This is a genomic window from Pseudomonadota bacterium, assembly GCA_037200975.1.
Taxonomy (GTDB): Bacteria; Pseudomonadota; Gammaproteobacteria; order Steroidobacterales; family Steroidobacteraceae; genus CADEED01.
On record JBBCGI010000001.1, the window covers coordinates 1,830,737 to 1,854,485 of the forward strand.

The following is a 23,749-nucleotide window of genomic DNA, read 5'->3' on the forward strand; positions in this document are numbered from 1 at the left end:
GCCGGCGGCCCGCCGGCGGCGGACATGACGGGGCCGTGCGGGGCCCCGTCGATATCCATCACCTCAGGGATTCGCGGCCGCGAGCGTCGCCGGCGGGCGCGGCTCAGGGACCTTGTTCTTCACCGCCGGAATCGACTGCAGGTAGCTGAAGATCGCCGCCAGGTCCGAGTCGGTGAAGTGTTTGTACATCGGGATCGGCATCGGCGGCAGGATCTCGCGGCCGCGCCCCAGGTGCCGGCCGGTGCGAATCGTGTCGGTAAAGGTGCGCACGTTCCATTTGCCGAGCCCGGTCTCGCGGTCCGGCGTGAGATTCGCGGTGAAGGTCACGCCCCAGGGGCCGGACCACGCGGTGTTGGTCGCCCCCACACTCACCAGCCACGGGCCGGCCGGCAGCACCGGCGCGGCGGGCATCTCGAGCTGCTCGGGATGTCCCGACAACATGCGATCCATGTCGGGCGCCGGCCCGGCCGGCGTCATCTTGAGCGGCGTGTGGCAGTCATTGCAGCCGGTGATGGTGACCAGGTATTTGCCGCGCGCCAGCACTTCGCTGACGGCGGTGGCGGCTGGCGGCGCCGCGCCGCGCGCGAACGAAGCGACGACCACCAGCGCGATTCTCACGAACATCTTCAACGAACTCACGAGCTTCTCCTCTAACTACATTATTGAACGGACAAACCATCGATCCAGCGCGCGATCAACGCCAGCGCTTGCGGGTCGGCGACGGCCGTGCCGAGCGGCGGCATCTGCTGCAGCGGATCGCGGGAATTCATGCGCAACGCGAGCACGCTGGCGGCCGCGTGGCCCGGCGCGACGCGTGACGCGCCTGCGGGCGCGCCCGCGGCGCGAAACTGGCTGGGGACGCCGCCCAGCGAACGCAGCACATCGCCGGCGGCCGCGGGCCGCGCGACGCGCTGCGCCAGGGTCATGTCGAGTACGGCCAGCGGGCCGTCGTCGTTGTGGCAGTGGCCGCAGTTGCCGTGCAGGTAACCGAGCGCGGCCCGCTCGACGGAGTTGGCCGCGGCGATGCGCGGTGGCTGCGCCAGCAATTCCGGCGGCAGATTCTTGAGCAGTTGGCGCGCGGTCAGTGAGCGCAGATCGGGCCAGGCTCCCGGCGCATCGGCGTGCGGCGCCAGGGCATCGCGGTCCTTCGACAACTGCAAGGCGCTGAAACCCAGCACGGGCACGGGCGCGCCTTCATGGCAGGCGCGGCAATCCGCCTCGGCCGGTATCTCGTAGCGGCCGCCCGGCGCCGCCGGCACTGCCAACGCGCGAATACCCGCGGCGGGCACGAGCGTCGCTTCGCTGCCCTCCGCATTCCAGACGTAGCTCGCGAAGCTCCACTCGCCGTCAGCCTGGCGCTCGATGAAACGCGTCTCGATGCGCCGGCCCTGGCTGAACTCTTTCCACAACTTCGTGCCGCGCGGAAAATCCCACGCGTCCGGCTGCGTGGCGTCGATGCTCGTGCCGGGCGGCAGCCAGATCCAGCGGCGCTTGACCGCGCCGTCCGACCACAACGGGTACTGCGGCGCGAACGGCAAAACATCATCACGCACGATCGAAGCCGATCCGGCGACATACAGGCCCGTATCGGACAGCCGCTGCGGCGGCGCCGCGTTCACGGCCCGCTGCATGCCGGCGCACGCGAGCGCCAGCAACGACAGCCATTTGATTCCCTCTCGCAGCATGGAGATCAGGCCGCGCGCGCGAGCGGGATCCGCTGCTTGTTAGCCGCCAGCCACGTCGCGAAGTTGGCGATTCCAGGATGCAATGCGCGGGCACGCGCGAGATCGCGCCGCGCGCAGTACGCCGCTGCGAAATCACGCTTGAACTGCCACATGTTGCCGAGCTCATCCGCACCGGGAAAATCGAAGGCGCGGAATTCCTCCGGCGTAACGGCGTTGTAGTTCACGCGTTCGCCGAGCGCGGCGCTCAAACCGGCCGCGAGCTCGGCCCCAGAGAGATGTTCGCCCGCGATGCCGATCGATTCGCCGACCAGCGCTTCGCCTTCGAGAAAGATTTCCCGCGCCGCGCTACCGATGTCGGCGGCGCCGATCCACGGAATACGCGCGTCGCCGGTCGGAAAGGTCACCGCTAGCGAGCCATTCGCCTGGCGCTGCGGGCCCATGCCGAAGTGAATGAGGTTTTCCCAGTAACAGGACGTGTACAGATACGTGACCGGCACGCGCTGCTGCGCGAAGAACCGATGCGCTTCACCCTTCGCATCGAAATGCGGCACATTGAACCGGTCCTGCAGCACCGGCATGCGGCGGCCATCGGCCGGCAGGAAATCGCGCGTGTCCTCGAGCGTCGACCAGACGGCATGGCGCACGCCGGCCTGCGCGGCCGCCGCGGCGATGTGATGCGCCTGAGTCAGCTCCTTCGCGGCGGAGAAATGCTCCCAGAAATTCGTGACGAAGAACGCCCCGTACGCACCTTCCAGCGCGCGCAGCACACTGCAGCCGTCATCGAGATCCGCCAGCACGACTTCCGCGCCGGCGAAGCGCAGCGCCGTCGCGGCCGCGGAGTCGGGCCGGCGGGTGACCGCGCGCACCGCGAAATGGCGGTACGGATCCGCCAGCAGCGCCCGCGCCAGTCCCCCACCCTGCACGCCGGTGGCGCCGAAGACCGTGATGATGGGTTTGGACACTGGAAACTCCGCGGTAAAAAGCCCGTCAGGGCGGGGAGTTGCAGGTTAGGTAGCTGCGGCGGTCCCGTTTGCTAAGTCGCACTTAGCGATTTCTTAATTTCACGCTAACGTGTGCGGCGGGATGGGGATCGTTAGAACAAGAAGATGGCGCTTACCCAGGAAATGATCGATCTGCTGGCTGCCGGCGTGGCCCACCAGGTTGGCGGCTGCACGAACTCGGGCCGGCCGGTGGTCTGCCGCGGCATGGCCGCGCAACACGAAGCGGGAATGCTGGTCGTCATCATTTCCGCGGAATCCGGATTCGAAGTGCTGGACGCGGTGCGCCAGAACGGGCAGATCGCCGTGAACGTCACGCTGCCCGCGAACTTCCGCTCGATGAGTTTCATCGGCACCGACGCGGTGGTGCGCGGTGGCGGCGCCGCCTATCGGCCGCTGGTCAGCGCCCGGCACGCCGCGTTTCGCGCGCAGCTCGACGCCTACGGTTTCCCACCCGAGTACACCAACGCCTGGTACACCCCGCCCGACTCGGATCTCGTCGCCATCCGTTTCACGCCGATGAGCGCGCGCAACCAGACGCCCGGCCCGGGCGCGGGCAATGCGGTCGAGCTCAAACCCGTGGACCTGGAACGATGATGCCGGGCTTTGAAGACGGCCTGACGCTGTTCGGCGTGCGCCGCATGATGGAAGGTGTCGTGCCGCCGGTACTCGCCACCGCCTCGGCGGCCCGTGTGCCGAACGTGAGTTACCTGTCGCTGGCGGAGTACGTCGACCCGCTGCACGTCGCGCTCTCCTATCAGTTCCTCAACCGCAGCCGCGAAAACGTGCTGGCCACGCGCCGCGCGTCGTTGACGCTCGACGACCCGTACACCGGCGCGGGCGTCGTGTTGCAGCTCGAGTACGTGCGCACCGAAACCGCGGGACCCGTGTTCGAGCGCCTGCGCGCCAAACTGATGGGTGTCGCCAGCCACGCCGGCATGGCCGAGGTGTTTCACCTGCGCGGCGCGGACATCTACCGCGTGCTCGAGATGCGGCGCGTCCCCGGCCGCCGTGAATTTCCTGCCGTGCAGCCGCGCGTCGACCTGGCGGTGAACTCACGGCGGTTGTCCGAACGCATGGCGAACTGCGCCGAGCTCGGCGAGCTGCTCGACACCTTGTTAGAGGGCCTGGGCGAGCTGCTGCGCATCGACAACGCGATGTTGTGGCTGTTCGAGGGGTCGCAGCAGGTGCTCACGCTGCTCGCCAGCCGCGGTTACGATTTCGACGGTGCGGGCGCGGAGATCTCGCTCGGCGAAGGCATCGTCGGCACCGCGGTGCGCGAAGGCGTGCCGATCCGCGTCGGCCACATGATGAACATGGCGACCTACGCCCGCGCGGCGCGTGAGCGCGCCGACGCGCAGGGCATCGCCCCGGCGGCGCGCGCAGAAATCCGGCTACCCGGGCTCAAGGAGCCTCGCAGCCAGATCGCCGTGCCGTTGCGCGCCCGCGGCCGCGTGCTCGGCGCGCTGCTGGCCGAGAGCGGGCACGACCAGTTCTTCGGCTATGACGATGAAGACGCGTTGATGATGTTGTGCGGACAATTCGCGGTGGCGATGAGCCTGCTGCAGCCGCAGGACCAGGAGCCGGCTCCGGCGGCCGCCCCAGTCGCGCCCGCCGCGCCCGCGGTAGATAGCGCGCCGGCACTGCGGCTGCGACGTTTCGGCCGCGACAACAGCGTATTCCTCGATGATGTGTACCTGATCCGCGGTGTGGCCGGCGCCATCCTGTGGAAACTCGTGGCCGAATTCCTGCGCAGCGGCCGCCGCGAATTTTCCAATCGCGAATTGCGGCTCGCACCGGAGCTGCGGCTGCCGGACGTGCAGGACAACCTCGAAGTGCGGCTGCTGCTGTTGCAACGCCGTCTCGCCGAACAGAACGCGGCGATCCGGCTCGAGAAGGCCGGACGCGGCCGGCTGTTGCTGGCCGTGAGCCGCCCGATCGTCCTGGAACAAGACGCCTGCTGAATCCGCCTGGACCCGGTCTCGCCGCCTGTCGGCGGCGCGAGACATTCAGCTGTCGCGAACGGTGAGTTATAAATGCCGCCGCCATGCCGGCATGAACTCATCGAGGGAGCAGACCAGGATGTCGACTAACAAGATTCCAGGGATGGTGTTGTTGCTCGTCTGCGCAGCCGGCGCGCACGCCGATGTCACGATCACGACGATCACGGCCGGCAAGGCTTCGTTCATCGACGTCGGTGGCGAGGGCACGAACCAGATCAAGGGCAAACGCCAGCGTTCCGACCAGACGATCCTGGGCAGGGCGCGGACGCTGATCATCGACATCGACAATCTGCGTTTCGTCGATGTGGACGCGAACAAGAAGTCCGCGACGGTCACTCCGCTCGCGTCGATCACCCGCGAGCTTGCGAAAGTCGGTGTCGGTTCCCTGCAGGCCACGCTGACGAAGACGGCGCAAACCAGGTCGGTCGCGGGGTATCCCTGCACCGTGCACGACGTCAAGGTGACCCTGCCGTTCAGCCCGACGGGCAAGATGGGCGAAGGCATGGATCTCGACATGGTGATGTCGGGCACCGTCTGTCTCGGCACCACGGTGCCGGGTATCGCGGACTACCAGGCTTTTTACAAAGCCGCGGCGGACTCGGGCTTCATCTTCGGCGACCCGCGCACTGCCAAGTCTCCGGCCACTGCGGCGCAAGCCAAGGCTTACGCCGCGCTAACAAGAAAGATGGCCGAAGCGGGCATGGCACTCGAGAGTCATATCACCGTGTCCGCCTCGGGCGATGGGCCGCTCGCCGGAATGATGGCGAAAGCGGTCGCCAGCGATATCCGCACGACCGTTACCAAGATTGTGGCCGCGGAATTGCCCGCCGATGCGTTCGACATCCCGGCGGGCTTCCAGGTGAAAACGAAGAAGTAGATTCGTGAGGCGCGCAGTCCGTTACATGCCGCGCGCGCTTTGGGCGCGTCGCACGAGCTGCACGAATTCGTTGCGATAACCGAACGGATCGTCGCCGCGCGCCGCCAAGCCCTGCTTGATCACGTCGTCGTAGCTCAGCGTGCCGGTGTACTGGCCGCCGCGCAGCAACTGCGCGAACCCCGCCACGGCGGTCGAGAACGCCACGTCGCGCGCGATCGACGCGCCGGCACCGTCGGCGCCGATGCGGATCGGCTGCTCGATGAGCTGCGACGTGCTGCTCTCCGGTAGTTTGTAGCGGATCTTGAGGAAGCCGTATTCGCCGGCATTGCCGGCGGCGGCGGCCGGCGTATCCGGCTTCTTCGCATAACGATCCGGCTCGACCATACGTGCGTCGACACCCACCGGCGTGATCTCGTAGATGGCGGTGACACTGTGGCCCGAGCCCACATCGCCCGCATCCACGGCGTCGTTGTTGAAATCCTCGCGCTTGAGTGCGCGCGTTTCATATCCCACGAGCCGGTATTCCGCGACCGTCGCCGGATTGAATTCCACCTGCAGCTTCACGTCCTTCGCGATGGTGAACAATGAAGCGCCCGCTTCCTGCACCAGCACTTTCTGCGCCTCGCTCAGCGTGTCGATGTACGCGGCGACGCCGTTGCCGTTCTGAGCCAGCGCCTGCGCGAGCTCGTCGCGATAGTTGCCCTGCCCGAAGCCGAGCACCGAGAGGAAGATGCCCTTCTCGCGTTTGCGCTCGACGAAGCCCTTGAGCTCGTTCGTGTTGTCGATGCCGACGTTGAAGTCGCCGTCGGTGCACAGCAGGATGCGGTTCACGCCTTCCTTGCGGAAGGAGCGCTCCGCGAGTTGATAGGCGAGCTCGATGCCTTCGGCGCCGGCGGTCGAACCGCCCGATTCCAGGCTGGCGAGCGCGGCCAGGATTTTTTCCTTTTCACCCACCTGTGTCGGCGGCAACACCATGCCGGCGGCCCCCGCGTACACCACGATCGCAACCGTGTCGGTCGGCTTGAGCGCGTTGACCATCAGCCGCATGGATTCCTTCACCAGCGGCAGTTTGTCGGGCGATGACATGGAGCCACTCACGTCGAGCAGCATCACGAGATTCGCATCCGGACGCTGGCGCGCGTCGAGCTCGTACCCCTTGATGCCGATGTGCACGAGCTTGCGGCCCTTGCCCCACGGGGAGTCGCCGACCACGACGGTCGGACGGAATGGGCGTTCGCGCGAATCGGCCGCGGGCCATGAGTAATCGAAGTAGTTGATCATCTCCTCGGCGCGCACCGCATCCTTCTGCGGCAGGATTCCCGCGTTCAACTGCCGGCGAATGAAGCTGTACGACGATGTGTCCACGTCCGCAGAAAACGTGGAGACCGGATCGTCGGCGACCTGCTTCACTGCGTTCGAATCGAAATGTTCGAACTTGTCGCGGCCTTCGGGCGGCGGCGGCAGCAGCGCGGGTTCTTTGGCCGGGAGATGGGCAAACAGGCCGGCGACGCCCTGCCCGCTGTTAGGCCTTGGCGCCGCCACACCCTTGTGTGGCGCAGCCGTCCTGCCGCCCGCACGCCGGCCGGTCGTGACGACTTCCTGCAACTCGTCACCGGCTGGGTCGGTAACGGCCTGATTCGCGACCGGAGCTTCCGGCGGCGGCGTCTGGCTGACCGACACACCGGGGATGCGTTGAAGTGCGTCGCTGAGATTGGCATCGGGAAGCACGCCGATGTCCGCCGCTGGAACCGCGTCGGCTTCCTTGCGCAGTTTCGCCTGCGCACGCTCATCTTTGGCCGCCGCTTCGAGCGTGGCGCGGGTCGCTTCCGGCCCGATGACGCCGGCCACCTTTTCCTCTTCCGCTTTCTTCAGCTCGATCTGTGCTCGAACACGCCCATCGTCGCGCCGTTGCATCGGCTGCACGGCAGCCGCTGTTTCGTCCATTGTCGACGCGGCGGCGGCAGCGGGCTCGGACGCCGGCACTTCCGGACGCGCGGGCTCCGGGATCGTAAACGCGGCCGGCTCCTTCTCGAGCAGGCGCGCAGAGTTGCCGTCCTTGATCATCGGCCACACGACCGCGAAACCGACGACGGCGAGACAGACACTCGCAGCGCCGGCAAACATTTTCGACCTAGCATTCCAGCCCATGACATCGCTCCCGTGTGACTTGCGTTCACGGGATAGACGCAGCGCGTCTGACAAACCTTGGAAGAAACCGGCTTTCGGCTGCGCCGGCGTGGCCTGTTCGCCGTTGACGCGCGCGAATTCCGCCAGCGCCGCGCGTTTGGCGAGCAGGCGCGCCTGCGGATCCGGCGGCGGGGCGGCGGTTTCCTTCAGGAGGTTTTCGTATGAGTTGGGTTTCATGGGCTGCCGCTATCTATTGCTGCCTTGGCGCGCTTCACTCTTGCTCATATGTTTGCGGATCGTGTGAAGCCGCCAGGAAATCGTGGATTCCGAAACTCCGAGCACGACGCCCGCTTCCGCGTGGCTCATGCCCTCCGCGTGCACCAGCAACGCGGTTTCCTTCATGCCTTCGCCGAGCTCTCCCAGCTGCTCGAGCAACTGCGTGAGATAGATGCGGTCTTCAGCCGGCGAGAGCTCACCCGCGTGTTCGACCTCGGGCATCTCGTCGTGAGCGTGACGCGCCTGGCTGCGTTGCCAGTCCTGCGCGCAGCTGATCACGAGGCGGTACAGCCAGCTCGTGAACGCCGACTGGAACCGGAACTGCCGGAGACTCGACGCCAGCTTGATGCAGGCAAGCTGCGCGATGTCCTCGGCGTTGGCCTTGTGGCCGCACCACTTCCAGGCGAACCGGTAGATGGTGTCGTAGTGCAAATCCAATAGCTCGGCGAAGGAATTCGCATCCCCGCCCTGAGCCTTTCGGATTAGCGCCTGGTCATCCATCCGGTGTCATTTTTCTGGAAGTCATCCATTAGACGCGGGCCCATCACGCTTCCTTGGGCGGCCCTGCTAAGTCGATGAAAAAGCTTGATTTATGGCGGTCTTCGAAGCCGCGCCCGGGATCTCGCGCACCAGGCGCGGCACGAGGTATCCGGACAGCCGCGCACTGAGCTGTTCGATGAGGCGCTGCGCGGCGGATTCCTTCACTTCGAAATGGGCCGTCCCACGCACGCGATCCGGCAGATGCAGGTAGTAAGGCAAGACACCCGCGTTCATCAGTTCACACGACAGCTTCTGCAATGTATCCGCATCGTCGTTCACCCCGCGCAGCAACACGGATTGATTGAGTAAAGTCGCGCCCGCGCCGCGCAAGCCCGTGCAGGCGGCACGCACCTCGGCATCGATCTCGTTCGCATGATTAACGTGCAGAACCATGATCACGGGTTTCTTCACACCGCGCAGCCAGTCCAACACCCCGGCATCGACGCGCGATGGCAGCACGACCGGCTGACGCGTGTGAACGCGAATGCGGCGCACATGGGAAATCGCGTCGATCGCATCGGTCAGCGACTTCAACCGCGCATCGGCGAGCGACAGCGGATCGCCACCGCTCAGGATCACTTCTTCAATGGAAACATCCGCGGCAATGGCGCGCAGCGCAGCGCTCCAACGGCCGGCACCGTCCTCCTCCACTTGCGCCGAATACGGAAATTCGCGCCGAAAGCAGTAACGGCAGTGAATGGCACAGGCCGCGGTCGTGATCAACAACGCGCGCCCTGCATATTTCTGCAGCAGATTCGGCGCACGCGTCGCCTCGTGCTCGTGCAGCGGATCGGATTCGTATCCCGGCACCGCCAGCAACTCGTCCGCGAGCGGCAGGACCTGCCGCAACAACGGGTCGTGCCGGTCGCCGTGCCGCATGCGCGACAGGTAACTGCGCGTCACGCGCAGCGCGAATGTCTGCGAGGCGGCGCGCGCGGGCTCGAGCAGATCCGCGTCAAGCCCCAGCTCGGCGAGCAGGTCGGCGGGATTGGTTATGGCGCGGGAAAGCTCCCGTTGCCAGGAAACGTGGTTCATGAATGCGATGGGCCTGTTTGGCGAGCTGCGTGATGCGGATGTTGCGGAACCAGTCTTCCTGGCTTTCCGCCTGCAGCGCGATGTGCCCATAGGATAGTTGCAAAGGCGCACCCGCCGCCATCCGGGGCTACTATTTACCGCGGCCCCGCTTTCGTCGCACTGAGATCAGGATCTAGCAGCAGCATGAATCGGCGAATCGGACTTCTTGCATCGGTTTTCCTCGTGGGTGCATCGGGCAATCTCGGCGCGGCCGTGAACCCCGACGCCGTCGACAATTTCACCGGCAAGCCGCGCCTGCTCGTGCTGACCGACATAGGCAACGAGCCCGACGACCAGATGTCGCTGGTTCGCCTGCTGCTGTATTCCAATGAGATCGATCTGGAAGGCCTCGTCGCCACCACTTCCACGTGGCAGAAAGACAAGGTGCGGCCGGACACGTTGCACGAAGTCATCGCGGCGTACGCCGAGGTACGCGAAAACCTGCTGAAACATGCAGCGGACTGGCCGACCGCCGCCCACCTCGATGCCCTCGTGACACAGGGGCCCGCGGCGTATGGAATGGCGGCGCTCGGGGACCGTCCACTAACTACCGGTGCCGCCAGCCTCATCGCCGCCGCGGATCGCGCCGACCCGCGGCCATTGTGGATCGCGCTCTGGGGCGGCGCGAATACGCTGGCCGAAGCGCTCATCCAGGTGCGCGCCACCCGCGACGCGAACGCATTGGGCGATGTCCTCGCACGGCTGCGCGTGTATTCGATCTCCGACCAGGATGACGGGGGCCCCTGGATCCGGCGTGAATTTCCCGGACTCTTCTATATCGTGAAACCCAGTCCGCCGAACGCGGGTGAATACGGGTACGCGACCTGGACGGGCATCAGCGGCGATGTGTACTACCGCAATGGCGCCGGAGCGGACGGCAGCACCGTCACGAACGAATGGCTGGACACGCACATTCGCGCCAAGGGCCCGCTGGGCAAACACTATCCGAAGTTCGCCTTCATCATGGAAGGCGACACTCCCTCGTTTCTCGGCCTGACCGGCAATGGCCTCGAAAGCTTCCGCAATCCGTCCTGGGGCGGCTGGGGTGGCCGTTACCAATTTCTTCAACCGTACGGCGAGACTCACGCGATCTGGACGCAGGGCGGCGATCTGTTCCCGCGTGTCACTTCGCAGGACACCGTCATCGGTGCCGACAACAAACCGCATGTCTCGGACCAGGCCACGATCTGGCGCTGGCGCGAAGCATTCCAGAATGAATTCTCCGCCCGCATGGACTGGACGTTCAAGACGTACGCGACCGCCAACCATCCGCCGGTCGCCGTGGTCGCCGGCGCCACCGGCACGGCACCTATCTACCTGGATGCCGAGGCCGGCCAATCGGTACTGCTCGATGCCTCCGGCAGCACCGACCCCGACCGCAACGCGTTGTCTTTCCGATGGTTTCACTACCCCGAGGCGGGATTCACCCCGGGCCAGAAGCTGGCGGACGTGAAAATCACCAACGACCGGGCGGCACGTGCGACGGCGACCGTAACCGCCGGCTGCCGGCCGGTGTGGATTCCCTCCCCGGACTCATGCCCGGCGAGCATCGCGCACGTGATTCTTGCGGTGACCGATACCGGAACCCCGCGGCTCACGTCTTACCGGCGCGTGATCCTCAGGGTTCACCCGGGCGGCGCCGCTACCGATAAGTAAAACGGATCGCAACGTCAGACGGCTCCTACATTATCTACAGGAACCTGTGCGCCTTGTTAGGCTCCAAGCTGTATCCGATCCCTGGCGGCTGCTTGCGTACAACAATAATTTCGATTTCCCTCGCACTTGCCTTGGCTCTCGCGGGCTGTGGAAAAGACTCCGGCAAGGCCGGCGCGAAATCCGAACCTGAAGCCGGCTACGTCGTGCTGAAGCCGGAGTCCGTGCCGTTGCAGGTGGAGCTGCCGGGCCGCACCGCCGCATTCGAAACTTCCGAAGTTCGGCCCCAGGTGTCCGGCATCATCCAGGCCAGGCTGTTCACCGAAGGCTCGACGGTCCGCGCCGGCGACGTGTTGTACCGCATCGATCCGCGCATCTACGAATCCGCTGCGGGCCAGGCGCGCGCCGACCTCACGAGCGCCATCGCCACGCGCGACGCGGCCCGGGCCCGCGCCGACCGCTTCACCGAACTCGCCAAGGCGCAGGTAGTTAGCCGACAGGACCTGCTGGACGCGCAGGCGACGGCCGATTCCGCCGCCGCCGCCGTCGAACGCGCCCGCGCCGCACTCGAAACGGCCGAAATCAATCGCCAGTTCACGCAGGTCAGCGCGCCGATCTCCGGCCGCATCGGCCGCTCCGTGGTCACCACCGGCGCGCTGGTGTCGGCCGCCCAGGCGGAGCCGCTCACCACCATCCAGCGGCTCGACCCGATCTTCGTCGACATCCAGCAGTCGAGCGGCGTGTTGCTGGGGCTGCGCCGGCAACTGGCCGACGGCGGTGTCACGCGTGCGTCCACCGCCGTCAGCCTGGTTCTCGAGGACGGCAGCCGCTACCGCCACGAGGGCGTGCTGCAATTCGCGGAATCCATGGTGGATGCGAGCACCGGCACCGTCACCATTCGCGCGCGTTTCCCGAATCCCGAAGGCTTGCTGCTGCCCGGCATGTACGTGCGCGCGGAGTTCTCGCCGGTCGAGGCGCAACACGCGATCCTTGCGCCCCAGCAGGCCATCTCGCGCGATGTGAAAGGCAACGCAACGGCCCTGGTGGTCGACAAGGATTCAAAGGCCGAAATGCGCACGCTGGTCGCGGACCGCACCGTCGGCGACAAGTGGCTGGTGACTTCGGGGCTCGCGGCCGGCGACAAACTCATCGTCGAAGGTCTGGGCCGCATCAAGCCGGGCCAGGCCGTCAAGCCGGTGCCCTTGAAAGTTGCCGCCTCCGCTGGCGGCGGTGGATCGCTTTCGCTCGCCGCTGACTGACGATGCTGTCCCGCGTATTCATCGAACGGCCCGTGCTGGCATGGGTCATCTCCATCCTGATCATGCTGGGCGGCGTCGCGGGCATCCGCACGCTGCCCGTGGAGCAGTATCCGGACATCGCACCGCCCTCGGTCAACGTCCGGGCAAACTACCCGGGCGCTTCGGCCGAGACGCTCGAGTCCAGCGTGACGCAGGTGATCGAGCAGCAGCTCACCGGCATCGACGGGTTGATCTATTTCTCCTCGAGCTCGAGTGCGAATGGCACGGCCACCGTGACGCTCACGTTCGATCAGGGCACCGACGCGGACATCGCGCAGGTGCAGGTGCAGAACAAGGTGCAACAAGCGCTGCCGCGGATGCCGCAGCAGGTGCAGGCGCAGGGCCTGGTGGTCACGAAGTCCAACCCCGACTTCCTGATGGTGCTGTCGGTCTACGATGAATCGGACGTCGCGCGCAGCGGCGACGTATCCGACTATCTGGTCTCGAACCTGCAGGATGCCATCGGCCGCCTGCCCGGCGTCGGCGACATGAACGTGTTCGGTTCGCAGTACGCGATGCGCATCTGGCTCGATCCGTCGAAGCTCGTGAGCTTCGGATTGATGCCCGGCGACATCATCACGGCGCTGCAGGCGCAGAACACGCAGGTGGCGGCCGGCCAGCTCGGCGCGCAACCGACCTCGCCGGAACAGATGCTGAACGCCACCGTCACGGCGCGTTCGCGTTTCACCGATGCGGAACAATTCCGCCGCGTCATCGTCAAGACGCGCGGCGACGGCTCGACCGTGCGGCTTTCGGACGTGGCGCGCGTCGAGCTCGGCAGCGAGAGTTACGGCACCGTGACGCGTCTCAACGGCCATCCCGGCGGCGGCATCGCGGTGCAGCTCGCGCCCGGCGCCGACGCGTTGCGCACCTCGGAGCTCGTGAAGGCGGAAGTCGAGCGGCAGGCCAAGTCCTTCCCGCCCGGATATCGCTACGCGTTTCCGCTCGACAGCACGGACTTCGTGAAATTGTCCATCGAGGAGGTCGTCAAGACGCTGCTCGAAGCGATCCTGCTGGTCGTCATCGTCATGTTCGTGTTCCTGCAGAGCTGGCGCGCGACGCTGATTCCGGCCATCGCCGTGCCCGTCGTGTTGTTAGGCACGTTCGGCGTGCTGGCGGTGTGCGGGTTCACCATCAATACGCTGACCTTGTTCGGCATGGTGCTGGCCATCGGTTTGCTGGTCGACGACGCCATCGTGGTCGTCGAGAACGTCGAGCGCGTCATGCGCGAGGAGCCCGGGGTCTCCGCGCACGATGCCACGGTGCGCTCGATGGGCGAGATCCAGACGGCGTTGATCGCGATTGCACTCGTGTTGTCGGCCGTGTTCCTGCCGATGGCGTTCTTCGGCGGCTCGGTGGGCGAGATCTATCGCCAGTTCTCCATCACGATGGTCGCGGCCATGGTGTTGTCCGTCGTGGTGGCGATCGTGCTCTCGCCCGCGCTGGCTTCGACGCTGCTCAAGCCTCCGACGCCGGAGCTCATCGCGCGCCGCAAACGCGTGACCGCGGCGATGCATCGCGTCGGCGATCGCTTTCAGGCCTGGTTCGAACGCATGGCCGAAAAATACCGGGCCACGGTCGAGCGCGTGCTCGATCACGGCCGCATCGCGTTCGGCGCATACCTGGTGCTGGTGCTGGTGCTGGTCGTGGTGTTCCTGGCGCTGCCGACCAGTTTCCTCCCGGTCGAAGACCAAGGCCGCGCGCAATTGCAGTTCACGCTGCCCCCGGGCGCGACCGAGTCGCGCACGCTGGCCGCGGTCAAGGAAGTCGAGCACTACTTCCTCAATGACGAGAAGGAAAACGTGCCGATCATCTTCACGATCGTCGGCCAGAGCCAGGCGGGTGCCGGGCAAAATGCCGGCCGCGGTTTCATCGCCCTCGCTCCGTGGGATGTGCGCGAGGGCAAATCGCGCAGCGCCGCCGCCATCACGCAGCGTGCGACAAAAACGCTGGCGCGCATCCGCGATGCGGAATTCTTCGCGCTGAACCCGCCGCCGGTGCGCGGGCTCGGCCAGTCGAGCGGCTTCACGATGGAATTGCTGAACAGCGGCAACCTGAGCCGCGCGGATTTCAAGGCGGCGCGCGACAAACTGCTGGCCGCCGCGCGCGCCGACGATTCGCTCACGAATGTCCGCACGAACTCGCTCGAGGACACGCCGGCGCTCAGCGTCGACATCGATCAGGAAAAGGTGGGCGCACTGGGGCTCGCCCAGCACGATGTCGATGCCACGCTGTCGGCAGCCTGGGGCGGCAATTACGTCAACGATTTCATCGATCGCGGCCGTGTCAAACGCGTCTACGTGCAAGGTGACGCACAGTTCCGCAGCCGCCCCGAGGATCTTGGCAGCTGGTACGTGCGAACGGCGGACGGATCGATGGCGCCGTTCTCCGCGTTCGCCAGCACCTCCTGGCACCAGGCGCCCGTCACCGTGGGCCGCTACAACGGCCTGAGCGCCTACGAGATCCAGGGCGCCACCGCGCCGGGGCGCAGCACCGGCGACGCGATGGAACGCATGGAGAAACTGGCGGCCGACATTCCGGGCACTTCGATCGCCTGGAGCGGGCTGTCGTACCAGGAGCGGCTGTCGAGCGGACAGGCGCCCTATCTATATGCCATTTCGCTGTTGGTCGTGTTCCTGTGCCTGGCCGCGTTGTACGAAAGCTGGTCGGTGCCAGTGTCCGTGCTGCTGGTCGTGCCGCTTGGTTTGTTAGGCGCGGCGATGGCGGTGTGGCTGCGCGGCCTCGAGAACGACGTGTACTTCCAGGTCGGGTTGTTGACGACCATGGGGCTCGCGGCCAAGAACGCCATCCTCATCGTGGAATTCGCCGAACACGCGGAACGTCAGGGCGTCGATCCGCGTACCGCCGTATTGCAGGCCGCGCGACTGCGGTTGCGCCCCATCCTCATGACATCGCTCGCGTTCATCTTCGGCGTATTGCCGCTGGCCATCTCCACCGGTGCGGGCGCGCAGAGCCGCATCGCGATCGGCACGGCGGTCATCGGCGGCATGACCACCGGCACGTTGCTGGCGATTTTCTTCGTGCCGCTGCTGTTCGTCGGCGTGCGGCGGCTGGCAGGAAGACGCCAAGTCGGTGCCGGGTGAGGAATCGGGGAATTGCGAGTTGGCGTAACGCCTCGATGCGTGCCGATTAGTTAGCCCCCGGCCGGCGCGTTACGCAGCCGTCCGTGCGCTCTGGATTCGCCAGCAGCGCGCGCAGCACGCCATTCGTCCAGCCAAACCCATCCTGGGTCGGATACTCGCCGCCGCGCGCGTCCGCATCGCCGGTGACGTCGTACTTCTCGACCAGCTTGCCGGTCTTCGCGAACTCGGCGACATTTTCCCGCACCCAGCCCGCGGCGATGGCCTGTGCCAGGCCTTCCTCGCCATACCGGGCGAAGCCGCTGATTGCGATCCATTGCAGCGGCGCCCAGCCGTTTGGTGCGTCCCATTGTTGCCCGCTCCTCACCGCCGTCGGCACGATGCCCTCGGGGCGCAGCAGGTTGAGCCGCGTGGCGTCGGCCAGCGGCGCGGCCTGGCCGCGCTCCGCGATGTCGAAGAACAGCGGATAGAGTCCAGCGGCAGTGACCGCATCCGACGCGCGGCGCTCGGTCCAGAGGTAGTCGGTGAATGCGCCGCGCTTCGTGTTCCAGAAAAGACGCCGCATTTCGGCCGCGCGTTGGTCGGCCAGTGCCCGGGCGCGGGCGCTCGCCGCCGCGTCACCGCGCGCGGCGGCGCCGCGCGAGATCGCAATCTCCAGTTGATACAGGAGACTGTTGAGGTCGACGGGCAGAAAATCGACGGTGCGTATCGTCGCCAGCGTCTTGCCATCCGCCAGCCAGCGCGAGCTGAAGTCCCAGCCGCTCTCGGCGGCGGCGCGCAGATTCCGGTACACCTCGGCCGCGGGGCGGCGGGCAGCGCCGGCGGTCGCTTCATCTTCGCGCCAGGCTTCATCGCGCGGCGCCGCGCGATCGTCCCAGTATCGATTCAACACGGCTCCATCGGCGAGTCTGACGACGCGCCGGTGCGCAGTGCCGCGAGCCAGGGTCGCCGCGCCCTCCATCCAGAACTGGTACTCGCGCTCGAGCTGCGGCAGGTACTTCGCATAGATCTGCTCGCCATCGCGCTGCGCGGCCAACGCGATCATCGCGGCGAAAAACGGCGGCTGCGAACGACTCAGGTAGTAAGTCCGGTTGCCGTTCGGCACGTGGCCGTACGTGTCGATGAGAAAAGCGAAGTTGTCGATCATCTCGCGCACGAGATCATGCCACCCGGAGGCCTCGAGGCCGAGCATCGTGAAATACGTGTCCCAGTAATAGGCCTCGCGGAATCTTCCGCCCGGCACCACGTACCGGTGCGGCAGCGGCAGCAGCGACGAGCCTGCAGCCGCGGCGTCCGGTCCGCGCGTGAGCACCGGCCACAGCGCATCAATATGCGCGCACACGCCGGCGCGCGAATCGTCGACGTATTCGGCGTCCGGAATCGTGGCGACGGTGAAGTGACGGCTGACAAAGGCGCGCAATTCGAAACCAGGTTCGGCCCGCTCGCGCCTATAGGCGGCAAGGATTTCCGCCGGCGCCGCGTTGGGAACCGAATCGGGGAAAGTCTTGCTGTCCGGAAAGATCCCGCTGCGTTGCACATCTTCGAACAGACCGCGAAAGACAACGGACGGCGGTTGCGGCGCAGCAGCCGGCGCAGCGAATGCGGCAAGGCAGGAAAACAACAACGCGAGCGCGAAGCCGGCGCGCGCCGTGTCGCAGAGTTTTCGTTTCATGCACGCAGGTCATACGCCGCGTGCCGCCGGAAATCCAGATCGGCGGGCGCGCACGGCGCTGATGTAGCCGCGCGCTGACAATTGATCGAGTAACGCTGAGACAACCGAATTCGCCGGTCTCGGAAGAAGTGACTTCGTGTCAGTCACATGCTCGCGGCCATTGAGAGCATGAACACGAGGGGATTGTGTATGCCGCAACAAATTTTTTCGCGCGTCCGCGCGCCCGAGGTAGTCGCGCTGCTGGCGATCGCATTACTCACCACCGCGCAGGTGAAGGCGCAGGCGGAAGCGCAGACGCCTGACAGTACGGACGAGAATAGCTCACTCGAAACCATCGTCGTCACCGGCAGCGCGATCGGTGGCGTCAAGAAACTCGAAGCCAGCTACAACATCGTCACCGCCAACGAAGAGGAGATCCGCCGTGCGAATCCGAAGAGCACCGCGGATCTGCTCAAGATATCGCCCGGCATGTGGCCGGAATCGACCGGCGGCCAGACCGGCGCAAACATCGAGATCGCGGGATTTCCGGGCGGCGGCGACGCGCCGTACTTCACCACCCTGTTGATGGGATCGCCGCTGTACGGCATGCCGACACTGTCCTTCTTCGAGACCACGAGTATTTTCCGCCTTGACGACACCGTGAAATCCGCCGAGATCCTGCAGGGCGGCCCGTCGGTGGTATTCGCCGGCGGGCAGATGGGAGCCACCGCGAATTTCCTGCTGAAGACCGGCACCGATACGCCCACGGGCAGCCTCGGCCTCACCTACGGCGATGAAAATCTCATGCGTCTCGATGGCTTCGCGGGTTTTCCGTTGGGCGGCAACTGGTACGGCAGCGTCGGTGGCTTCTGGCGCACCTCGGACGGCGTACGCGATCCGCAGTTCAAGGCCGATGAGGGCGGCCAGCTCACGGCGACGCTCAAGCGTGAGTCCGATGCCGGCAATCTCGTGCTGTATGCGCGTTACCTCGACGACAAGAATCAATTCATCACGCCGATCCCGGTGATCCAGACCGGCACCGACCATTTCAGCAAATACCCGGGCTTCGATCCGCTCACCTCGACGTACAACAGCAATGCGATACGGCACGTGCGGCTCGACGGGTATCCCGGCGGCGGCACCAACGCCGATCTCGCCAATGGCCGCGGCGCGCAGATGTATTTCCTCGGCGCCAACTACGATCACGAATTCGGGAACGGCTGGTCGATCAGCAACAAGTTCCTGTTCAACAGCGGCGACGTCGACACCAACGCGTTGTTCTCGGGTGCCAACCCCGCGGCGCTCTCCGACGAGCTGTACACGCTTTCCACCGACCTCGGCGGCCTCGAACTGCCGCCGGGCTCGGCGACCGCCACGTACGTCGGCGGTGGCGCCGTCGCACCCGACCAGAGCGTCATCTCGCAGGGCTGGTGGTTCATCCACAAAGAGCTCGAGAACATCAACAATGATTTCCGCCTGAGCAAGGAGCTCTTTGATGGAAACACGTTGACGCTCGGCGTGTACCTCGCCTACTACACGATGGACGACGAATGGGCACTCGGCAATCACATGTTGATGACCAACGAGCCGAATGCCCGTCCGATCACCGTGAGCTACGTCAACGGCCTGGGCCAGACGGCGCAACGCACCGACGAGCAAGGTTTCCTCGACGGTGGCTCCTTCAACATCACGGAGCGCGGGCACGCCTTCAATCGGGCGATCTATCTATCGGACTCGTGGCGCATCGACAAATGGCTGCTGGATGCGTCGGTGCGTTTCGAGAACGAGGACGCCACCAATCGCGTCTGCAATCTGTCGAATGTCGATCTCGACGGCGACGCGCTGACGATCTACAACAACGCCGTGCCGGTCTGTAACGGGACCTTCGCCGTCACCGACTACGACCAGGACTTCACCTCGTGGACGGCAGGCGCCAACTACAGCTTCACCGACACCATGTCCGTCTACGGCCGCGTGAACCGCGGCGGGCATTTTCTCGACTTCGACAATGGCATTCGCGGCAGCACGACGGGGAACACGCCGCCCATGCAGATCGTCCGCAACTATGAAGTGGGATTCAAGTTCCAGAACGACCTGGTCTACGCAGACGTCAGCGCCTACTTCCGCAAATTCACCGGCCTGCAATACACGCCCACCGACGATAACGGCGTGCCGCTGCCGAACGAACTGCGCCTGTTCGGTTCCGAGTCCAAGGGCATCAATCTCATCGGCGCGATCACCCCGGGCGAACATTTCAGGTTCCAGGTGGTCGCCAACTACCTTGACGGTGAATACACCGACTTCGACGCGTGTTTTCCGTACAGCAACGTCGTGACTGGCGACGGCTGCGCCCCCATCGAAGGACGGCAGCTGCAGCGGCAACCCAAGCTGCGCTACATGCTGACGCCGAGTTATCGCTGGTCGATGGGTTCCGCCGACCTCGATGCATACGTCACTTACACTCACGTCGGCGATCACACGCAGGATCAGTCCGCGTTGCAGCAGCTAGGTTCGTACCAGACCTGGGATGTCGGCGTCACCGCCAGCGTAGGCGAACACTGGCTGTTCGCGCTGCGCGGGTCGAACCTGTCCGACGAACTCGGGCTGACCGAGAGTAACTCTCGCATTTTCGGCGTGGCTGCCGGTTCCGGCGGCGTGTTGCTGGCCCGGCCGATCGAGGGCAGCGAAGTCAATTTCCAGGCGAAGTACCTCTGGTAGTCAGCCCGAGGTAAACGGTGCTCCAGAGCTGCGCGGCGTTCGATTCGTCCGCTTCGGCTCCGGGGCGGCCGAAGGGCTCCGGCCGGTATTGCCCGTCGCGGTACGACCACGACCAGAGTTCCGAGGTGCGCAGGCTCGAAGCGCGGTTGATTGCCGCCCACAAATCCGAACGCGCACGCTGCAGCGACGCACGCACCGGCGCGGGCAGATCGCGGCGTTTCAGCTGGCGGTCGAAGCCCGCGGCCAGCAGCGCCTGCTGCCACGACCAGACAACGGTGCCGTGGTACGCGAAGCGCGAAAATTCGCGGCGCAGATCGGCGCTGGCCAGCGCGGGATTGGCAACCAGCAGACCCGCGTCGCTCAGGAGCCCGGCGGGAAACGGCCGCATGATGGCCGTAACGCATCTCGAGAGTTCTTCCGGCGAAGGATCGGTCAGCAGCAGTCTGAAGCCTTCGTCCGAGTTGAGGACCGGGACCGGATCACCCTGCGCGCCCAGCGACAACGCGTGGAACGAGAGCGACGCATTGCCCAGGGAACGCGTCGCTCGGCCGCTATCTACTCCAATCTCCTGCGCGTAGGCGCCGATAGCCGCGCGCGCCTGCGCAGCGGGGATGTCGACCGCGAACAGCCGCGGCGCGTTCGCGGTCCACAAACGCGCGCGTTCGCCCGCTTGCGCGAGCGAGCGCCGCTGCGCGGCGTCGAGATAGCGATCGAGCAGCCCGGATGCGGCGAGCCGCGCGGCGGCATCGAGTGCCGCCGGCACGAGCGCTGCGTTGACGTCGTAAGCGTAGCGCCCCCGTCCCAGTCCCTGCTCGCTGTCGCGCCAGTTGCCCGTCATGCGGCCGGATTGAATCCCGACCAGGTTGGTCGCGCGCGGCGCGTCCGCAAAGGGCGCCGCACGCTCGGCGATCCACACGAGGTTGCGCACGATTGCCGCTCCGCGGCGTTCGCCAGCCGGGCCGCGGCTCGAAAGGAATTCCGCGGCGCGTGTGTGCCCGCGTTCGTCCTCGAGCAGCCAGCGCGCGGCCAGCGGCGCGAGCAGGAAGTCATCGTCGACCATGCCGTAGTCATAGATAGGCGTCGCATCCTTGCCGCGTCCTTCACGCGCATTTCGCAGCACCGCGAACTCGCCGATGTCTTCCTCGTGCGCGACCTCGCCATTCGGCGCGAGCCGATCGAGCACCGAGGCGATGGCGCTCTCCAGCGCCTCGGGTTCGAGCACGGGGGCGAGCAACAGGGCCGAAATCAGGGTATCGCGACCGAAATAGGTGTCGAAGCGCCAAGATCCGGCGAGGAATTTTTCGTGGTAACTGAGAAACGACAAGGCGTCGCGGGCGCGTGGATCGTTGCCGGCGCGCGGCGTGAGCACTGTCCGCAGGGGCGTGAGCGGCGTTTCGCCGCTCAGGGCGCGTACCTCGAGACGCAGACGCTTGCCCGGCGCGGCGGCGAATCCCGTGGTAGCTAGATGCGTACCGCTGCCGGCGCCGATGCGCAGCGCAAAACCCGCGGCGCCGTCGAGCCGATCGCGCCGCCACGAGATGCTTCCATCGGAATTGGACGGCTCGACCAGCACCTCGGCCGGCGCCTTGCGCTGCAGCTCGTAGTCACGCAATACACGCACCGACGAAAGGACGGCGCCGTCGGGCCGCAGCTCCGTCGCATCGGCCTCCACTTCGAACTCGATGCCGTACAGCGGACGCCGCTGTGCATCGAGCGCCGTGACCGGCCGGGGCGGCGTAACGATCTTCCACGCGACGGGTTGCGTCGTCTTCCCGAACCACAGACCGACGCCGCCGTTGCCCGCCGGAAATACGACCAGGATGCGAGGTTCGGTGCCCGACCGCAGCAACAGATGCGCGGCAACCGGCCCCTCACGGAAAAAGCTGTTGAGGTTCTGTCCTTCGTCGATGCGAAAGGCGAGCGGCGGCGGCGCGGCCTGGACGACCGCGGCAGATGCGACCACGGCGCAAAAAATCGACGCGAGTTTCACGAGTTTCCCGGGCATCCGGCTGCAGTGTGCCGCCGCGATTGCGCCGCGTGATATCGGAACTCACGCCGACTTCACTTCGCGGCGTCTTGCCGTGCCTGGGACGTCCAGTGAATCAGGATATTCATGCTCTCGAGGTACTTCGCCGTCGAGATCGACGGTGTCGCGACCGTGTCGGTATACGGAGAAGTGTCCGATTCATCGCCGACGTAGGTCGTCGCGAAATCGCCCGGCACGTTGCCACTCTTGGCCTGCCCCCGATACGGATGACTGGTCTGCGGCAGCGGGGCCGGCCAGTACCCGGTTGAATTGAGCGCCGCCAGCGTCGCACGCGTCTGTGCGTCCAGGTCCTGCGGCACGGGCGGCGCGTATCTTGCTGCGAAGAAACGCGGCAGCGCGACGAGACCGGCGCCCGCCACGAGTGGCGATCCCTTCACGAGCGTCTTGACGTCTGCCTTGCGCAGCTGGTCGTACCGCGCGCGCATCGCCGCGGTGTCGATCTTGCGGGTGGTGGAATAGTGGCCGATGCCGCGCGCCGGATCGTAGTCCACGTAGTACTCGCCGTTGGCGACGTTGGAACCGCGCCGATGCACATACAACGCGCGATTGGTCGAGAGCTCGACGAACGTGGGATGCGTCTTTCCGCCCGCGACGGGCTTGGGCAACTTCACCTTCTCCAGCCAGTCGATGGCGTCCGGAACGCGCGCGAGATAACGCGTGTCGCCCGTCAGTTCATAGAACGTCAGCAGGTGATCGATATTGCTGGCGGTGGTGTGGGTCGCCAATGCCAGCGGCTCGTAGGTGCGCGCGGCCGCGGGTTTTAGATCGAGCGTGTACTGCAGCGCCCAGCCCGGATTCGGCGCGCCCTGCTGCGACACGAGGAAGAAATTCATCGCGCGCGTGATGGGGTCGAGCAGCCGTTGCTCGCCGAGCACCTGGTAACACAGCAGCAGGAACGAGATGTTTTCCCAGACGACGTCGTCGTTGAACGTGAGATACGACGAATAATCGTCGTGCCCGTGTTTGGCGAATTCGTAGTTCAGCGGAAAACGCTGCGGCCAGCCGCCGATCGGATACTGGCTGTTGAGGACGAACGCGATGGCGCGGTCGACCGGGGGTTTGTAGCGCGCGTCCAGCTTTTCGACATAAAGCCGCAGCAGGAACATCGCCGCATCCGTGCTGACCTGGTCATCGAAAGTCGCATTGCCGTAGTAGTGCTGGAATTCCTCCAGGCGCCAGGCGTTGCGTCCCACCGTCGCGTACCAGTCGCGCAGGCTGCGATCGCCGGCGAAATCGACCACATAGTTCCAGCCGCCGCTCGGATGTTGTCCCCAGATCAGCGCGGATCCGACCTGCTCGGCGGCGCGGTAATAGTACTCGTCGCCCGTGGCGTGATACGCATCGAGAAAGACGTGGCCCATGCTCGAGGTACCCGGCGGCTGCAGCCAGATCATCGTGTCGCGCGCTTCCATCTCGCCCCAGCGGCGCGACATGTCCGGCAGATAATTCCACAGGTAACCGCCGCGATACGCGACCTTGTCGACCATGAACTCGGTGGCACGCCGCATCGCGGCTTCGACGTCGTTGCGTGCGAGCGGCGCGCTGTTCTGCGCCGATGCAGCCGTCGCGAGGCCGCCGAGGACCGTGAATGCGCACAGCCATACGCGCGAAACGCGCCGGATCGAAATCATATTCATCGCTGACCCCCAAAAACGTGCCGGACAGTATTCGCGATTTGCGCGAGCGAGTAAATTATCGCAC

The 23,749-nt window shown here is 65.8% G+C and carries 16 protein-coding genes; 7 read left to right on the plus strand and 9 right to left on the minus strand.

Annotation, left to right across the window (positions count from 1 at the left end):
* Positions 1–63: 63 nt before the first annotated feature.
* Genes WDO72_08145 through WDO72_08155 form a run of 3 tightly spaced genes read right to left on the minus strand, consistent with a single transcriptional unit; the run spans position 64 to position 2,647 of the window.
* Positions 64–639, minus strand: a complete 576-nt coding sequence (locus tag WDO72_08145) for a diheme cytochrome c-553 (protein ID MEJ0085637.1) — start codon at positions 637–639, stop codon at positions 64–66.
* A gap of 20 nt (positions 640–659) precedes the next feature.
* The gene (locus WDO72_08150) at positions 660–1,685 is read right to left on the minus strand and encodes a hypothetical protein (GenBank protein ID MEJ0085638.1); all 1,026 of its coding nucleotides are present in this window, start codon (positions 1,683–1,685) and stop codon (positions 660–662) included.
* Between the two features lie 5 nt (positions 1,686–1,690).
* Entirely contained in the window at positions 1,691–2,647 is a 957-nt protein-coding gene (locus tag WDO72_08155) for an NmrA/HSCARG family protein (protein ID MEJ0085639.1), read from the minus strand.
* A 144-nt stretch (positions 2,648–2,791) separates the two neighbouring features.
* Between WDO72_08155 and WDO72_08160 the strand changes: the two genes are divergently transcribed.
* The 3 genes from WDO72_08160 (at position 2,792) to WDO72_08170 (ending at position 5,563) form a co-directional block, all read left to right on the plus strand.
* Complete coding sequence (locus WDO72_08160) at positions 2,792–3,280, plus strand: hypothetical protein (protein MEJ0085640.1); 489 nt, start codon at positions 2,792–2,794, stop codon at positions 3,278–3,280.
* A complete protein-coding gene (locus tag WDO72_08165; GenBank protein ID MEJ0085641.1) occupies positions 3,277–4,647 on the plus strand; it encodes a GAF domain-containing protein in 1,371 nt (456 codons plus the stop codon). The genes WDO72_08160 and WDO72_08165 overlap by 4 nt, the downstream gene beginning before the upstream one ends.
* Positions 4,648–4,738: 91 nt before the next feature.
* Positions 4,739–5,563: a hypothetical protein gene (locus WDO72_08170; GenBank protein ID MEJ0085642.1), complete on the plus strand. Its 825-nt coding sequence runs from the start codon at positions 4,739–4,741 to the stop codon at positions 5,561–5,563.
* A gap of 21 nt (positions 5,564–5,584) precedes the next feature.
* Here WDO72_08170 and WDO72_08175 read toward each other — a convergent pair whose 3' ends face one another.
* From WDO72_08175 to epmB, 3 genes are all read right to left on the minus strand, one after another.
* The gene (locus WDO72_08175) at positions 5,585–7,927 is read right to left on the minus strand and encodes a von Willebrand factor type A domain-containing protein (protein MEJ0085643.1); all 2,343 of its coding nucleotides are present in this window, start codon (positions 7,925–7,927) and stop codon (positions 5,585–5,587) included.
* A gap of 9 nt (positions 7,928–7,936) precedes the next feature.
* Positions 7,937–8,467 carry an RNA polymerase sigma factor gene (locus tag WDO72_08180; GenBank protein MEJ0085644.1) on the minus strand — a complete coding sequence of 177 codons (531 nt, stop codon included), beginning with the start codon at positions 8,465–8,467 and terminating at the stop codon, positions 7,937–7,939.
* 66 nt (positions 8,468–8,533) lie between these two features.
* A complete protein-coding gene (epmB, locus tag WDO72_08185) occupies positions 8,534–9,541 on the minus strand; it encodes an EF-P beta-lysylation protein EpmB (GenBank protein ID MEJ0085645.1) in 1,008 nt (335 codons plus the stop codon).
* Positions 9,542–9,724: 183 nt separating this feature from the next.
* Here epmB and WDO72_08190 point away from each other — a divergent pair, with 183 nt between their 5' ends.
* From WDO72_08190 to WDO72_08200, 3 genes are all read left to right on the plus strand, one after another.
* Entirely contained in the window at positions 9,725–11,236 is a 1,512-nt protein-coding gene (locus tag WDO72_08190; protein ID MEJ0085646.1) for a nucleoside hydrolase-like domain-containing protein, read from the plus strand.
* A gap of 131 nt (positions 11,237–11,367) precedes the next feature.
* A complete protein-coding gene (locus WDO72_08195) occupies positions 11,368–12,492 on the plus strand; it encodes an efflux RND transporter periplasmic adaptor subunit (protein MEJ0085647.1) in 1,125 nt (374 codons plus the stop codon).
* 2 nt (positions 12,493–12,494) lie between these two features.
* A complete protein-coding gene (locus tag WDO72_08200) occupies positions 12,495–15,635 on the plus strand; it encodes an efflux RND transporter permease subunit (GenBank protein ID MEJ0085648.1) in 3,141 nt (1,046 codons plus the stop codon).
* Between the two features lie 46 nt (positions 15,636–15,681).
* On the opposite strand, the gene treF is transcribed toward WDO72_08200, so the two are convergent.
* The gene (gene treF, locus WDO72_08205) at positions 15,682–17,304 is read right to left on the minus strand and encodes an alpha,alpha-trehalase TreF (GenBank protein MEJ0085649.1); all 1,623 of its coding nucleotides are present in this window, start codon (positions 17,302–17,304) and stop codon (positions 15,682–15,684) included.
* Between the two features lie 189 nt (positions 17,305–17,493).
* On the opposite strand from treF, the gene WDO72_08210 reads away from it, so the two are divergent.
* Positions 17,494–20,001: a TonB-dependent receptor gene (locus WDO72_08210; protein ID MEJ0085650.1), complete on the plus strand. Its 2,508-nt coding sequence runs from the start codon at positions 17,494–17,496 to the stop codon at positions 19,999–20,001.
* Here the strand turns inward: WDO72_08210 and WDO72_08215 are convergent.
* Complete coding sequence (locus WDO72_08215; GenBank protein ID MEJ0085651.1) at positions 19,973–22,006, minus strand: hypothetical protein; 2,034 nt, start codon at positions 22,004–22,006, stop codon at positions 19,973–19,975. The genes WDO72_08210 and WDO72_08215 overlap by 29 nt on opposite strands.
* 56 nt (positions 22,007–22,062) lie before the next feature.
* Positions 22,063–23,685: a pectate lyase gene (locus WDO72_08220; protein MEJ0085652.1), complete on the minus strand. Its 1,623-nt coding sequence runs from the start codon at positions 23,683–23,685 to the stop codon at positions 22,063–22,065.
* Positions 23,686–23,749: the final 64 nt, after the last annotated feature.

Coding starts and splice junctions, on each gene's coding strand:
- WDO72_08190 (MEJ0085646.1), top strand. CDS start 9,725: ATGAATCGGCGAATCGGACTTCTTGCATCGGTTTTCCTCGTGGGTGCA.
- WDO72_08175 (MEJ0085643.1), bottom strand. CDS start 7,927: ATGAAACCCAACTCATACGAAAACCTCCTGAAGGAAACCGCCGCCCCG.
- epmB (MEJ0085645.1), bottom strand. CDS start 9,541: ATGAACCACGTTTCCTGGCAACGGGAGCTTTCCCGCGCCATAACCAAT.
- WDO72_08165 (MEJ0085641.1), top strand. CDS start 3,277: ATGATGCCGGGCTTTGAAGACGGCCTGACGCTGTTCGGCGTGCGCCGC.
- WDO72_08150 (MEJ0085638.1), bottom strand. CDS start 1,685: ATGCTGCGAGAGGGAATCAAATGGCTGTCGTTGCTGGCGCTCGCGTGC.
- WDO72_08180 (MEJ0085644.1), bottom strand. CDS start 8,467: ATGGATGACCAGGCGCTAATCCGAAAGGCTCAGGGCGGGGATGCGAAT.
- WDO72_08215 (MEJ0085651.1), bottom strand. CDS start 22,006: ATGCCCGGGAAACTCGTGAAACTCGCGTCGATTTTTTGCGCCGTGGTC.
- WDO72_08170 (MEJ0085642.1), top strand. CDS start 4,739: ATGAACTCATCGAGGGAGCAGACCAGGATGTCGACTAACAAGATTCCA.
- WDO72_08210 (MEJ0085650.1), top strand. CDS start 17,494: ATGCCGCAACAAATTTTTTCGCGCGTCCGCGCGCCCGAGGTAGTCGCG.
- WDO72_08220 (MEJ0085652.1), bottom strand. CDS start 23,685: ATGAATATGATTTCGATCCGGCGCGTTTCGCGCGTATGGCTGTGCGCA.
- treF (MEJ0085649.1), bottom strand. CDS start 17,304: ATGAAACGAAAACTCTGCGACACGGCGCGCGCCGGCTTCGCGCTCGCG.
- WDO72_08160 (MEJ0085640.1), top strand. CDS start 2,792: ATGGCGCTTACCCAGGAAATGATCGATCTGCTGGCTGCCGGCGTGGCC.
- WDO72_08200 (MEJ0085648.1), top strand. CDS start 12,495: ATGCTGTCCCGCGTATTCATCGAACGGCCCGTGCTGGCATGGGTCATC.